The organism is Draconibacterium halophilum, from assembly GCF_010448835.1.
Classification (GTDB): Bacteria; Bacteroidota; Bacteroidia; order Bacteroidales; family Prolixibacteraceae; genus Draconibacterium; species Draconibacterium halophilum.
Genome location: NZ_CP048409.1, coordinates 50734 through 66092 on the forward strand (window position 1 = coordinate 50734; position 15359 = coordinate 66092).

A 15359-nucleotide genomic window follows, 5' to 3' on the forward strand; every position below is an offset into this window, starting at 1 on the left:
AATAGTTATCAGAGCTAAAATCTGTTCGATTTAACGCTTCTTAAGTGAATTCGAAAAAAATAAACGAAACCTTAATTGAAAATGCATGAAGGATAGAAAATGACAGTGTTTTTTCTGTTTATCTAGCAGAATGAAACTTACTAAAAAGTTAAAATTTTTCTTCGGTAATTTCAATATAAAAACACATTTACATAGGCAGATTCGATAGTCTTAGCTTCAAATAATTTCGATTCCTTTCTCTTTGCAGAGATCTACCGACATTTCGCTCAGTTTGTATTTTTGAATCTTTCCGCTGGCAGTCATCGGGAAATCATCGACAAAAAAGATGTACTTTGGAATTTTAAAGCGTGCAATATTACCGCGGCAAAAATCAACAATCTCTTCTTCGCTGAGGGTTTCTCCTTTTTTCAATTTGATAAAAGCACCAACAGCTTCACCGTATTTTTTACTGGGAACTCCGGCAACTTCTACGGCTTCAATTTGTGGTAAACGATAAAGATAATTTTCAATCTCGCGCGGGTATATATTTTCACCACCACGCACAATCATATCTTTAATACGTCCTGTAATTTTATAAAATCCATCTTCGGTTTTTACAGCCAAATCGCCCGAGTGTAACCATCCTTCTTTATCGATAACCTTTGCTGTTTCATCAGGATTATTGTAATACCCTTTCATTACATTATAACCGCGACAACAAATTTCTCCCTGCTCTCCCAGCTTACATTCTTCGCCGGTTTCAGGATCTACTATTTTCACTTCAACATTTGGGAATTCAAAACCAACCGTGGCAGACCGAACTTCAACAGAATTATGGGTACGGGTAGCAGTCATTCCGGGCGAACTTTCGGTTAAGCCGTACACAATAATAATGTCTTTCATGTTCATTTTATCCATCACCTGTCGCATGGTTTCAATCGGGCAAAGAGAGCCCGCCATAATTCCGGTTCGCAACGACGACAGATCGAACATATCAAACATGGGATGATTCAGCTCGGCAATAAACATGGTTGGCACACCGTAAAGTGCCGTACACTTTTCTTTTTGCACCGAAGCAAGAACCAGTAAGGGATCAAAATCTTCGGTGAATACCATTGTTGCTCCGTGCGAAACAATGGCGCATACGGCCAGCACACAACCAAAACAATGGAATAATGGAACACAAACCAATAAACGGTCATCTTCGGTGTATTTCATGCATTCGCCGGTTGCAAATCCATTATTCAGAATATTGTGGTGCGTAAGCATTACTCCTTTCGGAAAACCTGTTGTTCCTGAGGTATATTGCATATTCACCACATCGTGGCAATTGAGCGTTTCTTTTACACTTTCCAGTTCCAGGTCATCAATGTGGCTTCCCAGCAGCATCAACTCATCGGTATTGTACATACCACGATGTTTCTGCTGGCCCACAAATCCAACATTTTTAAGTTCCGGAAATTTTTCAGACTTCAGCTTTCCGCGTGCCTGGGTTTTTAGTTCCGGAACCAGCTCAAACATCATCTTCACATAATCGCTGTCGCGGTAACCATCAACAATAAAAAGCGAGTTGATATCGGCATTTTGCAGCAGATACTCCAATTCGGCCAGTTTGTAATTGGTATTAACCGTTACCAGGATTGCACCGATTTTTGCCGTGGCAAACATTAGCGTAGTCCAGTCAGGAACATTTTTTGCCCAAACACCTACTTTATCTCCCGGTTTTATACCAATAAAAAGCAGCCCTTTTGCCAGGCGGTCAACCCGTTCGTTAAACTGCTTATACGAAAAACGCAGGTTACGATCGGGATAAACAATAAAATCTTTGTCTGGTGTTTCGAAAGCCCATTTTTCAAGTATATTTCCTAAGGTATAATCAAGTAGTTGCATGTAAACGGTTTTAAATTATACGGGTGTGTAAACTACTGCAAGAATTTTGGCAGCTTGTTCGCCGGCTGCGTGAATATTATGAGCTACAACCGAATCAAGGTAAATGGTGTCGCCTTTATGCAGGAGATACACTTCTTTTCCATAATTGATCTCAACACTTCCGTCGAGTATATAAAGAAACTCTTCGCCCTCGTGCGATGAAAGTTTATAATCCGACTCTTCAGAAGGCTCTATTTCCACCAAAAACGGCTCCATATGTCTACCGGCTTTTGCCTGAGCCAACGAGAAAAAGTTCAGGTGCTCACGCGTACTTTCGTCTTTGGTAGAAAAGCTTAAGCTCTCTTCAGCATTGCCGGCATTTACCAATGCCGGACCAATTGTTTCCTGATCGTCGAGAAAAGTACCGATTCGTACTCCCATTGCTCGCGATATTTTAATCAATACGCCCAACGAAGGAACATTCCCTTCGTCTTCGATCAACTGCAGTTGTCCTTCATCTAGATTAGCCTGCAATGCCAGATCTTCACGAGAAAGTTGTCTGAACTCACGAAACTCTTTAATTTTACTACCTATCTTTTTCCGGTTTTTCATCTTAGTAAATTTTTACTTTGTATGATATAAGATGCCTGCCTGTCGGCAGACAGGGAACTCGCCCCGATTTACCGAGGCTCGTTTCATAAGACATATGATTTTGGTGTAAAAATAATAGTTTGAATGAAATGTAAAAATGACGTAATTACTATTTTGTCTTTCATTTATTTTTTGAAACTTAAGTTGCACTGCAGCCAGAACAAATACGGCAATAAAAAAGGTGCCCAAACGAGCACCTTTCCATATATTTCATTATTGTTTTGTAAACAATGTCAATGTATCACCGCTGATTTAGCTAATCCATTTAACAAATCTGAAATCCTGGCGATGTGGCAATTCCGGATGTTTGGCATACAACCTGAAACTGTAGGAGAAGGATCCCGGATGATCAGGTAAAATTGCATGTTTATAACAACAGGTTGTACCTTCGGTTTTCTCAGGAATAAATTCAACTGTATCTACAATTTTTTCCTGTCCGTCGTCTTTACTTTCGGCAACCAACAACTCAACACCAACTTCCTCCGGCTTAAGACCTTTTAAGTCAACCGTTACTTTTACCGGATACTTATCGCCCATCATCATAGTGTGTGCAATACCATCGATGATTTCGATGTTTTTCACCTCAATACCATCCCACTTTGCAGCCACTTTTGCTTTCCAGGCAGCAATTTCTTTTGCCAGCTTAAAACCATCAGCATTCACACGTTGTGCACGCTCAAACTGAGGGTTATAATACCGATCCTGGTAATCGCGCACCATTCGTGATGTGGTAAAGTTTGGCGATACATTAGCAATGGTATTTTTAACATACCCCACCCATTTTTCCGGAATATCGTGCTGGTTGCGACCATAATACGCAGGCACAACTTCCTCTTCCAGAATATTGTAAATGGTTTCGGCATCCAGTTCATCCTGAAAATCCTGAACATCGTAGGCACGTTCGGCAGGCAGTGCCCATCCGGCATCTTTCTTATAGCCTTCAACCCACCAGCCATCAAGAACAGAAAAGTGCAGGGTACCATTCATTACACCTTTTTCTCCACTGGTTCCCGAAGCTTCTAACGGCCGGGTTGGCGTGTTCATCCAAACATCAACACCTTGCAACAGCATTTTTGCCAGGTTCATGTCATAATTCTGAACAAAAAGAATTTTACCTCTAAATTCCGGGCGTTTTGATACTTCAACAATATTTTTGATCAGATCCTGTCCTGCTTTGTCGGCAGGGTGAGCTTTACCGGCAAAAATAAACTGTACCGGACGACCGGGATCGTTTACAATTTTAGCTAAACGGTTGAGATCGCGAAACAACAAGTGGGCACGTTTATAAGTGGCAAACCTGCGCGCAAAACCAATTGTCAATGTATTCGGATTCAGTTTTCCCAGGATTTCGCTGATCAACTTCGGATTCTCCGACCGCTTAATCCAGTTATCTGAGAAACGATCCTTAATATAGTTAATCAGCTTTTGACGTAATTTTTTACGCAGCTCCCAAATCTCGGAATCCGGAACGTTGTATATATTTTTCCAAACATCAAAATCCAATTGATTGGTTGGAAATTCCTCACCAAAATATTTTTTATGAATGTCTTTCCATTCCTGTGCTGCCCAGGTTGGGTAGTGAACTCCGTTGGTTACATAGCCAATTTCCAGCTCTTCCTCCAAGTATCCCTGAAACAGATCTTTAAGTACTGCTTTACTAACATCGCCGTGCAACATACTTACCCCGTTAATTCCCTGCGATAGGTTGCTGGCCAGGTAACTCATGTTAAAATGATCTTCTTCAACCCTGGCTTTACCCAACATTTCGAAGTCTTCCCAGGTCAGTCCAAGCTTTTCAGGGAAGAAATTCATATAATGACGGAACATATCATTATGGAAAGAGTCGTGCCCGGCCGGAACCGGCGTGTGTGTTGTAAACACTGTTGATGCATTTACAGCCTCTTTTGCTTCAGCATACGAAAGCTTCTGTTCTGCCATTAAGTTAGCAATGCGCTGTATACCTATAAACGCGGCGTGTCCTTCGTTACAATGGTAAATATCTGAATTTACTCCCAGTTTTTTTAGTGCCTGAATACCCCCAAACCGAGTAACATTTCTTGTTTCAATCGGTTTTCGTTGTCGCCACCGTATAAATGGTGGGTTACAAAACGGTCGGCATCGTTGTTTTCGTGATGATCGGCATCAAGCAAATACAGTTTTACAGAACCAATATTGGTTTGCCAAACACGTGCAATTAATGTTCTTCCCGGATATTGCGCCTCAACGCGCACCCATTCGCCATTTGCATCCAAAGCGGGTTGCACCGGAATTTGCGAGAATTGCTGTGCATCGTAAACAGCCATCTGCTCGCCATGTAAATTCAGTGTTTGTTTAAAATATCCATAACGATACAATAACCCTACAGCAACCAGCTTTACTTTCATATCACTAGCCTCTTTCAGGTAATCACCGGCAAGAATCCCCAAACCTCCTGAAAATATTTTTAAGCTATCGTGCAAACCATACTCCATGCTAAAATAGGAGATTCCAGGTCCTGAAAGATCCTTACGTGCATCGAGATATTGGTTGAACTTTGCATTTACTTCGTGCATTTTAGCTACGAACATTTCGTCGCTTTCCAGCTCTTTGAAACGATTATAGCTTACGCGGTCGAGTAAAACAATTGGATTATGGGCACATTCTTCCCAAATATCTGCATCAATTTTCTCGAACAATTCGCGTGCTTCAGTATTCCAAACCCACCACAGGTTTTTTGAAAGATCACGCAGTGGTGAAAGACTTTCGGGAACGTTTGATTCTACAATTATCCGTTTCCATACCGGTTCTCCCACAACCGGGTTCTTTATAAATTTTTTATCTTCCATTTTCTTCTTATTTTTTAAATTACAAACTATGCTCCACGAGCAAGTTATTCGCTTTAACTCTCTTATTGCAATCTGCAAAACTAACCTAACATTTTTATAAACTGTTTGTTATACAATTATCATTAAGTGAATTTAATGTTAGCAACAAATTGCCTATTTCTTTTTCCGTGAAGTCGTCTTTTGCTTTTTTGTTTTTTGCAAACGTCGCAAATCGGCTTCCATTCTTATTATCTTTTCTTCTTTCTCCTCCAATAAACGATGAAGTGATGCTATTTCATTTTCCACTTCACTTTCCGGAACGTGCGCATTTAAACGGATTTTAAAATCACTCAGCACATTCATATAATTTATAAAAGCTTCGTAGGGCGAATCGAAATGACTATATGACCGGTGCGGATTTCCATCGGCAAAATACTTGGTCGACATATAAAAGAAATGGTCGCTTGCCTGCAGGTAATTCCAATCTTTCCGAATTTCAGCATCGGTGCATCGGGCCATTTGTGCTTTCATTGCATACAACTTTTCAAAGGCCTCTTTCTGCATCTCGTTACCCAGCCAGGCACTTAAATCGCGCTCTTCGTCGGACCATGAAATTGGATGCGGAACACTAACAACCGAAACCGGCTGAAGTTCCTCCACCGCTTCGGACGGTGTTGCAAACTTTAAGGTCTCGCTTTTTATTATTTGCTCAGCCAACGCTTTTAAAAAGGCAAAAATTCCGGCCTCTTTTGGTTGGCGACTTCCGAACGAATCGTAGCCCATAAATAAGTTTATAAGCTCTTCTTTCTCTCCGGAATTTTCCAACCAGCGCACATACTTTTCTGCTGTCAACGGGTACTCATCCCAGTTTTCATCTGAAAACCGAAACCCAATATCGTCGCTGAGTGTATAATTGCGCATCAACACTTTTAAACGCGGGTTTATGGCGTTTACATACAGGAAATTCGGACTTTTCCATCCCAGAACATGTTTTGCTCCTTCGGTTAACATGGCCGAATAGCCCAATTTGGCCACCTTCTCTCCAATTTCGTCGGAATATATCATTTCGGTATTTCGAAAAACACGTGGCTTCTGACCGAATAGCCTGTATATCTGATCGTCGTGCGTTTTAACCTGATCGGTAAACGCCTCTAAATCGTTATAGAAACTTAACGAATGCGAGTATGTTTCGGCTAAAAATTCAACACAACCTGTTTTTGCCAATTTCTGAAACGACTGGATAACTTCTGGCGCATAAAGCTCCAACTGCTCAAGAGCCACGCCGGTTATCGAAAAAGCCACTTTAAACTTATCGCCCAGTTTATCAGCCAGCTCGAGTAACAATTTATTGGCCGGTAAATAACTTGCATCGGCTATATTTCGGAGAATACTTTCGTTTGAATAATCGTCGTAATAATAGTGGTCGTTACCGATATCGAAAAAACGATAACGCCGGTGCCTAAAAGGTTGATGTATTTGAAAAAACAAACAAATTGACTTCATAATAGCTGGATTAATGATCTTGTAAAGTACTCTGATAAACTTTTTTCACTTCGTTGGCCGAGTGGGTCCACTTTAATTCCTCCACTTCAATTTTTCCTTCACTCTTAAAGTGCTGTGCCAAAGAGGTATAATTTAATACACCATAAATGGCATCGGCCATTGCATAGGTATCCCAAAAATCGATTTTTATGGCATGTTTTAAAATTTCGGATACTCCCGATTGGTTGGATATAATAACCGGAACGTTTAGCTGCATGGCTTCAAGCGGTACAATTCCAAAAGGTTCCGACACCGATGGCATTACAAACACATCGGTCATGCTAAAAAGATCTATCACATCGTTCCCTTTCAAAAAACCGGTAAAATGAAATTTGTCGGCGATACCAAGTGCTGCTGTTCGCGCCACCATTTCGTTCATCATATCGCCACTTCCGGCCATTACAAAACGGGCATTCTGCATTTTTTTCAGCACCATGTTTGCAGCTTCAACAAAATAACCGGGGCCCTTTTGTATGGTTATCCGTCCTAAAAAAGTAACCACTTTATCGTTTACACCTTTTGTCGGCAAAGTTCCTTTTTCTTTATTTACTGAATCAACAGCATTATAAACAGTAACTACTTTTTCGGGGGAAATACCGTATTTTTCGATTACCATTTTCCGGGTGAGATTGCTCACTGCAATAATTTTATCGGCAGCTTCCATTCCTTCGCGCTCAATGGCATAAACCCGTGGGTTTACATCTCCTCCGCTTCGGTCGAAATCGGTGGCATGCACATGAATAACCAATGGTTTTCCACTGGCCTTGCTGGCAGCAATTCCTGCCGGATAAGTAAGCCAATCGTGTGCATGAATTATATCGCAGGGATTATCTTTAGCTATTAAACGGGCCACAAGCGCATAATCGCGAATTTCTTTTAGCAAATCGGGGCCATAACCTCCGCTAAATTCAATTTTAGAGTTTTCGTCGGTTTCAACAAATTTTGTTTGGCGCGTGTAGCGTTTGCTTTTTAATGTCCAGAATTCGTCTTCGGAAACATAGGGAAGAATGGGCGAATCTACTTCAAGGTATTCCATTGTTTTCTCGCTCTCATCAAAACTAAAGGTCGTTCGGTTAACGGGAATAGTATTGGCTCCAATCAATTTCATTCGCGATGGATCTTCATCGCCAAAAGCCTTCGGAACAACAAAAGTCACATCAATTTCTTTAATTTCCGCCATCCCTTTTGTAAGTCCGTAACATGCCGTCCCCAATCCACCGGAGATATGGGGAGGAAATTCCCATCCAAACATTAATACCTTCATGTGCTATTTAAATTAACCGGTTGTTTCCAATACTCAAAAACATTTTTTTGGTTTACTCTATATAGTTCTGTACTAAATCGAGAGCATACGATACTCCTGCCACATTCCACGCCTGAGAAATTGCTCCCTTACCAACATGCGGCGGATCGCCATCATACATCTCAGGAATATTCCCAATACAATGCTCTGTCATTTCGGCTTCAAAACTTTCCATAATCTGTTTCACAAACGGCAAGCCTCCCCGCTTATGAATTTTTAAATAGGCTTCAACAAAGAACTGTAGTAACCACGGCCACACCGCTCCCTGATGCAACGCCAACTCCCTGTCTTTCGGGCTTCCTGAAATAATACCAAAATAGCGCAAATGATCGGGCGACAATGTTCGCAGCCCCCTGTTTGTTAACAACTTACGCTTAACAACACTCAACACCTGCTTTTGCTGTTCTTTTGCAAGCGGTGTATAATCCATAGCCACGGCAATAAGCATATTCGGCCGAACTGCCCATTCGTGCTGCTCGTCTTTCACTACATCAGCCAGATAACCGTGCTCCGCGCTCCAAAAGGTTTTAAGAAACGACTGTGCTACTTTTTTGCACATGTGTTTCCATTCAAGGATAAACTCGCGATCGCCTGCCATATCGGCCAAATCAAGCGCAAAACAAATGGCATTGAACCACAATGCATTCACTTCAACAGCCATTCCGGCACGTGGCAACACCGCTTTTCCATCGATACTGGAATTCATCCAGGTTAATGCCGTGTCTTTCTTTTCGGCATAAATCAACCCGTTGGGCAGTACTTTTATGTAGTCCAGTTTCTGATCGGTATAAGCGTTTAGAATCCGCTTAATCACTTCGCCATACATTTTCCAAAGCAGCTTTGGGTTGTTCTTTTTCTTTAAGTATTGCTGAATTACCCAAATAAACCATAACGAAGTGTCGGCCGAATGATATTGCAACTGTTTATCCTTAATCTGATCGGGGAAAAAACCTTCGTTAAAATATTTTAGGTACGAATCCAGTATTTTTGCGCAAAGTTTCGAATCGTTAAACGACATACACAATCCGGGCAGCGAAATAAAGGTTTGCCGTGTAATACTATTGTACCAGGGAAACCCGGCAATTATGTCGGCCGTATAACCTTCGTGCATGATAAACTGATGAGCAGCGCGTTCTAAAACACTGTTGAACGTCTCTTTGCCGCCACGTTTTTTCTGTTCTTTTGTAAAACGTTGTTTTAACGACACCGGATTGGCCTCTTTTAAACCTGCCGCAAAAACTATGGACTCACCTTTTTTCATCGCAAACTCAAAATAGCCCGGAACAAAAAGATCTTCAAGGTATTCGTAACCCCGGGTCAGCTCTTTCAGGTACTCAATATCGTAATACCAATCGGGCACGGCCACGTAGTCTACCGCTTTGCTGCATTGCATAAACAAATCGGGATAACCTTCGTACAAGCATGTTTTTATGCCGTTACCGGCCTTTCCAAACTTCCGGTTTACAAACATGTTTGCCTTGCTCAATTGATGAATATTTCGGAAAGCCAAAAATGGTTTCAATCGTAATGTTGTTGGCGAGGTGGCTTCTTCAAGCGTATATTTTATCAGTATTTGTTCCTCTTTTTCTACCAGCAACCGTTCTTTTGTAAGCACTACTCCGCCAACCCGGTAGGTTATTTTGGGTATCGCATCGAACTCTACATTACGGATGTATTTGTGCCCCTTTGGTTCATAGGTACCGCCTTTATAACGATGGATTCCTAGGTTGAATTCGGCCTCGTTTTGTATAACTGTTTCATCGAGCGATGAAAGCAACACATGTTTTTCACCCCCAAAATTTTCAATAGGACACACCAGCAAACCGTGGTATTTTCGGGTATTGCAGCCGTTTAGCGTGGTGCTTAAATAAGAACCGGCTCTGTTTGATCGCAGTATTTCTTTGAACAGCGAATATTCAAGATTTACCAGCTGTTCCTTATCAAATTGAAGGTAATGCATAACAGTATCACTTTGGTAAATTGAGTATTGATTCAGCGCAGAACGATGTTGCCCTACTAAGTTAAGAGATTTAACTCACAATTGTTTGATCGCCACCACCAAATTCCTCAATCTGTACATTAAAATATTCTTTTTCTAACTTTAAATTAAGATACGGAAATCTTTTTTCCAATAGCTCTAATTTTTTAAGAAAACTAAGGAGAAATTTGGAATATTCAAGCGATTTTTTGTTGATAGGACGATGCTTTACAGCATTGCCTATTTTTTGAACTTCTTTAGCAATTTCAATACTTTCAGCATCAATTAGTGCCGCTTCAAAACGCGACCAGATATGTTTTATAGCCACCTCCGAAATGTGCAACATATCTTCGGCATAAAAACGATAATCACGCAGCTCATCCATTACAATTTCATACGACGGAAAATACGCACATTTTTCAGAGTTAAATTCCTGAATAAGTTGATCTACTGCCAATATCAGTGTCGATTTACTACGTTGATTTTCAATAGCTCCATCTTTCCAATGGCGAATGGGACTAACGGTAAAAACTACTTTTAGATCCGGATTCACCTGCCACAGTTCTTTCAATAAATCGTTATAAACCTCAACAATCTGCTGTACCGATAATCGTTCGCGCAGAAACTCCCGTGCCGGAATTTTATGGCAATTCGAAACCAAATCGCCGCCTTTTTTGTGGCGATAAATCCAGGCAGTACCAAAAGTGAGAAAAAGGAAATCGGCATTTTTTAAAAAGGCCGCCGAGCGTTTAATACGACTGTTTATTTCATCCAGCGCTTTACTCTGCTCAGTATTCGAAAAGCGACCGTGATGACTAAAGCTATGCCACAGTCCGTTGTGTTCAATAAGGTCGTTGGTAGTAAACGTCTTTTCTTCGAGCAATAGTTGCAGTCCGTTGGCAACCGATAGCGGATTATATAAAATTCCAAACGGATTAATGTCGACCGGGTATTTCAGGGCTTCCATTTTTGCCCCCACATTCTCGGTAAAACACGACCCCATAAACAGGTTCTTTTTTTTATAACCTGTTTGCCACTGAAACTGTGGCACTTCTACTGTAGTTTGAAATTTTATTTCAGTCATTTATTTCACTTTCGGAATATCAACTTTTTTCAATACCAGTGCCGTTCTCGCCGGCAGGTAAAGTTTCAGATAATGCTGGCTGTCCATTCCTCTGCTTGGCATGGTATAATAACTGATTTCCTCATCAACCCTGTCGTGACCCCCAAAACGCCCGGAGTCGGAATTCAGCACAATTTGATATTTCCCGGCGCCTAGTGGAATTCCGTAATCGGTAAACGACTGTGTTGGGTTGAAATTGAAAACAAACAAAAACAGTCCGCGATGGAAAGCCAGTACTTTATCGGGGTTGTTTTCCAAAATCTTGTCAACCGAAGGAATGGAAAGTATTTTGTTTTTATTGATCAGTTGGATCATATCCTTATCAAAATCGTACAGCCAATGATACTTCAGATCCTGATTTTCGGCAATGCTCCACATTCTTCGCGCATGCTGGTAGGACCAGTTGTTGCCTTCGCGCGGAAAATCAATCCACTCGGGATGCCCGAATTCATTACCCATAAAATTCAGGTAGGCACCGCCTGCCGTACTTGCTGTTGCCAGTCGAATCATTTTATGCAGCGCTATTCCACGGTCAACAGTCAGGTTGGGCTGATCTTTTCGCATGGAATAATACATCTCTTTATCTATCAGTCGGAAGATTATGGTTTTATCGCCCACCAAAGCCTGGTCGTGCGATTCGGCGTAACTCACCACCTGCTCATCCATACGTTTCGAGGTTAGCTGGTGAAAAATATCGCCCACTTCCCATTCATCGTCCGATTTTTCTTTAATCATTTTTATCCAGAAATCAGGAACGCCCATTGCCATCCGGAAATCAAAACCCAAACCGCCATCTTCAATAGAAGCTGCCAGCCCGGGCATTCCGCTCATATCTTCAGCTACCGATAAAGCTCTTGGATTTATTTCTTTAATGAGCTTATTCGCCAATCGGAAATAAGTGGTTGCTTCGTGGTCGACATTGGCATTAAAATAATCGTCGTAATTGGTAAATGCAATCTCCAAACCGTGGTTGAAATACAACATACTGGTTACCCCATCAAAACGGAAACCGTCGAATTTATATTCCGTCAACCAATAGCTAATGTTTGACAGCAGGAAATGCAGCACCTCATTTTTATCATAGTTAAAACAATAGCTGTCCCATGCCGGATGTTCGCCTTTTCCTCCCTCGTGGAAAAACTGGTAACGCGTTCCGTCGTAATTACCAAGACCTTCAATTTCGTTTTTCACAGCATGCGAATGCACCAAATCCATAATAACCGCTATTCCCATTCCGTGTGCCTCATCAATCAGCTGTTTCAGTTCCTCGGGCGTTCCAAAACGCGACGATGCAGCAAAAAAGTTACTTACATGATAACCAAAACTCCCATAGTACGGATGCTCCGGAATAGCCATTAACTGAATAACATTATAGCCGTTGGCTTTTATGCGTGGCAACATCTTTTCGCGAAACTCATTATAAGTATGCACACACTCCTCTTCGCCGGCCATACCAACATGCCCTTCATAAATCAGTGGTGGCTCGTTGGCACGCTGAAAATCAGGATTTACCCACTGGTATTTATCTTCGGGTGCCCAAACCTGCGCATTAAACGTGTGTGTATTTTCATCCTGCACAACACGTGTAGCCCAGGCGGGTACTCGTTTTCCAAAATTTATCGACCAATGCACATTTAAGGCATACAAATCGCCATGCGCTATTTGATCCTCCCCGAGATGAAGCTCCCAAACACCATGATCGAGATGCGAGAACGTGTAATCAGTACTTTCCTGCCAATCGTTAAAAGTACCAACCAGGAATATATGCGTTGCATTGGGTGCCCATTCGCGGATTACCCATCCCGACCCGGTTCGGTGCAAACCAAAATACAGATGCCCGGTAGCAAAATCGGCCAGCGAACGGCCGCCGGTTATTTCTTTTTCTTTCCGCCCGGCAAGAATCATTCGGTCGGAAATAACTCCGGCATAGGGCTCCAGCCACTTATCGTTCTGGACTAATTTGGGCAGGTATTTTTTCATGGGTTTGGCTCCTTTCTTTTAAATCTTTTTAATCGGAACAAGGTTCCTGATTTTGTTTTTTAAAGATATAGATTCGGTTGTGAAAAAGAAGTTTATTAATAGAAAATGCGGTGAGAAAAGTTAAAACATTAAACTCCCTGCCAACAATCCCGTAAATTTCGTGGAAATACAAAAATAATATGCGCATAAACAAGCCGCTTTTCGGGAATGTACTATAGTCCCATGCTCACAAACGGGGAACTGTGGCGCAATAATAATTAGTGTTTGTTTATTAACAGTAGGCTTTCGTTAAGCAATAACAAATCCATTTCGATCGATTGGAAACGAGACTCATTTGACACAAGCATATTCGCTAACAAAATGGAGAAAATGAATTGCGCCATTAAATTTTGCAGCAAAACGCTATTACATAAACCTTAGAAAATCCAGCCTTTTTATAAGGCATAAAAAAACCATGACGGGGGACGTCATGGTTCACAAGTATTAATTAAATGCTGTTTAATTATAACTTAAAATTGAAGTTCTTACATCAACATTCGTACCAAATTCTTTCATTCAAAGAAAAACTTTTGTGTTGTACAATTGTTTTCGGGGTAACAAATATCAGGCTTTTTCATCTGGCAATTTATGATTGGCCGAAACAGATACAAGCAGCAAATGATTACTTTTACGCCTTTAAAAATCGATAAATGAAACGAACCGGATTTACTACTACCGCATTAAATGTGCCTTTTGCCAAACCCGATCCACACAAAGCATTGCAAATGCCTGTTTACGAATCGGTAGCATACGAATTTGATTCGGCAGAGCAAATTGAAGCCAATTTCAAAGGCGAATATATTGCCCACGTTTACTCCAGAACTACAAGCCCAACGGTTGAATATTTTGAGCTGAAACTAAAAGCGCTAACACAAAGCAGCGGTGTAATTGCTGTAAGCTCGGGCATGGCAGCCATTACAAATACCATTATGGCAATTACCAAAACGGGCGACAATATTATCTCCGGAAATCGTTTGTTCGGGCACAGTTATGCCTTGTTTCAACAAACGCTTCCTGAATTTGGAGTGGAAACACGGTTTAGTAATTTAGTCTCGGAAGCAGAAATTGAAAAGCTTATCGACAAAAATACCCGCGCCATTTATTTTGAAACGGTAACGAATCCGCAACTCGATATTGCTGATATTGAAATGCTGTCGAGCGTGGCAAAAAAGCACAACCTGATTTTAATTGCCGACAGCACCATTACACCTCCCAATGTTTTTACGGGCGGGAAGTTTGGTGTGAACATCGAGGTCATGTCAACCACTAAATATATATCGGGAGGAGCAACTTCGTTTGGTGGTGCCATTGTCGACCATGGTAATTTCGATTGGAATTTGAATCCGAACACAACCGCTTACTCCGAAAAATTTAACGCCAATGCCTTTCTAATGAAAGTAAGAAAGAATGTTTACCGGAATACGGGTGGAAGTATGGCTCCCCAAACAGCCCGTTTTCAGATTCAAGGCCTCGACATCCTTGAACTTCGGGTAGAAAAATGCTACCAAAACTGCCTGGCGTTGGGCGAATTTATGAACGCACATGACCAGATTAAAACGGTGAGTTATCCAGGATTAAAAACAGATCATCGTTACCCGCTGGCACAAAAATATTTTAACGGAATTCCGGGAACGATTATGAGTTTCGAGCTGGAATCGAAAGCTGCCTGTTATACCTTTATGAATAAGCTGCAGATCATTCGCCGCGCCACCAACCTGAATGATAATAAATCGCTGATTATTCACCCGCACTCAACCATTTATGCCGAGTTTACCGAAGAAGAACGCAAAACAGCCGGTATTAACAACCGCATGATGCGCCTTTCGGTGGGGATTGAAAATGTAGCTGATATTATTGATGATATTGAGGTGGCTTTATCGTGACAATCGGATTCTTTTAAACACGAAGACTCGAAGACACTAAGATTGTGAACCTCAAAGAACCCGAAGTACTCACCAAGTTTCACGAAGCTATTCTGCCATCGAAAATCGTTAATCTTGCTTCGAAATTCTTTTAGGTTTTCTCTCGCAAAGGTGCGAAGACGCCGAGTTTTGAGAATACAAAAAGATCCGATCCGTATTTGATAAAGTT

General features: G+C 41.4%; 8 protein-coding genes and 1 pseudogene. 1 reads left to right on the forward strand and 8 read right to left on the reverse strand.

Translation table 11 applies throughout. The features are described from left to right. Positions 1–216: 216 nt before the first annotated feature. From G0Q07_RS00200 to G0Q07_RS00235, 8 genes and pseudogenes are all read right to left on the reverse strand, one after another. Positions 217–1869 (reverse strand): AMP-binding protein, encoded by a 1653-nt coding sequence (locus tag G0Q07_RS00200; protein ID WP_163344096.1) that lies wholly within the window; start codon positions 1867–1869, stop codon positions 217–219. A gap of 15 nt (positions 1870–1884) precedes the next feature. Beyond that, entirely contained in the window at positions 1885–2460 is a 576-nt protein-coding gene (locus tag G0Q07_RS00205; RefSeq protein ID WP_163344098.1) for a helix-turn-helix domain-containing protein, read from the reverse strand. Between the two features lie 291 nt (positions 2461–2751). Continuing rightward, positions 2752–5324 (reverse strand): annotated as a pseudogene (gene glgP, locus G0Q07_RS00210) (alpha-glucan family phosphorylase). A gap of 153 nt (positions 5325–5477) precedes the next feature. Then, complete coding sequence (locus tag G0Q07_RS00215; protein ID WP_163344100.1) at positions 5478–6806, reverse strand: glycoside hydrolase family 57 protein; 1329 nt, start codon at positions 6804–6806, stop codon at positions 5478–5480. A 10-nt stretch (positions 6807–6816) separates the two neighbouring features. Then, positions 6817–8109 carry a glycosyltransferase family 4 protein gene (locus tag G0Q07_RS00220; protein ID WP_163344102.1) on the reverse strand — a complete coding sequence of 431 codons (1293 nt, stop codon included), beginning with the start codon at positions 8107–8109 and terminating at the stop codon, positions 6817–6819. Between the two features lie 52 nt (positions 8110–8161). Continuing rightward, positions 8162–10108, reverse strand: a complete 1947-nt coding sequence (locus tag G0Q07_RS00225) for an amylo-alpha-1,6-glucosidase (protein WP_163344104.1) — start codon at positions 10106–10108, stop codon at positions 8162–8164. Between the two features lie 70 nt (positions 10109–10178). Then, positions 10179–11210: a GSCFA domain-containing protein gene (locus G0Q07_RS00230; protein ID WP_163344106.1), complete on the reverse strand. Its 1032-nt coding sequence runs from the start codon at positions 11208–11210 to the stop codon at positions 10179–10181. Next, complete coding sequence (locus G0Q07_RS00235) at positions 11211–13229, reverse strand: alpha amylase C-terminal domain-containing protein (protein WP_163344108.1); 2019 nt, start codon at positions 13227–13229, stop codon at positions 11211–11213. A 689-nt stretch (positions 13230–13918) separates the two neighbouring features. Here G0Q07_RS00235 and G0Q07_RS00240 point away from each other — a divergent pair. Then, positions 13919–15151, forward strand: a complete 1233-nt coding sequence (locus tag G0Q07_RS00240; protein WP_163344110.1) for a PLP-dependent transferase — start codon at positions 13919–13921, stop codon at positions 15149–15151. The last annotated feature ends 208 nt before the right edge of the window (positions 15152–15359 follow it).

Bases quoted from the DNA above. Each gene is read 5' to 3' on its own strand.
- G0Q07_RS00215 (WP_163344100.1), bottom strand. From the start codon at position 6,806: ATGAAGTCAATTTGTTTGTTTTTTCAAATACATCAACCTTTTAGGCAC.
- G0Q07_RS00230 (WP_163344106.1), bottom strand. From the start codon at position 11,210: ATGACTGAAATAAAATTTCAAACTACAGTAGAAGTGCCACAGTTTCAG.
- G0Q07_RS00205 (WP_163344098.1), bottom strand. From the start codon at position 2,460: ATGAAAAACCGGAAAAAGATAGGTAGTAAAATTAAAGAGTTTCGTGAG.
- G0Q07_RS00235 (WP_163344108.1), bottom strand. From the start codon at position 13,229: ATGAAAAAATACCTGCCCAAATTAGTCCAGAACGATAAGTGGCTGGAG.
- G0Q07_RS00225 (WP_163344104.1), bottom strand. From the start codon at position 10,108: ATGCATTACCTTCAATTTGATAAGGAACAGCTGGTAAATCTTGAATAT.
- G0Q07_RS00220 (WP_163344102.1), bottom strand. From the start codon at position 8,109: ATGAAGGTATTAATGTTTGGATGGGAATTTCCTCCCCATATCTCCGGT.
- G0Q07_RS00200 (WP_163344096.1), bottom strand. From the start codon at position 1,869: ATGCAACTACTTGATTATACCTTAGGAAATATACTTGAAAAATGGGCT.
- G0Q07_RS00240 (WP_163344110.1), top strand. From the start codon at position 13,919: ATGAAACGAACCGGATTTACTACTACCGCATTAAATGTGCCTTTTGCC.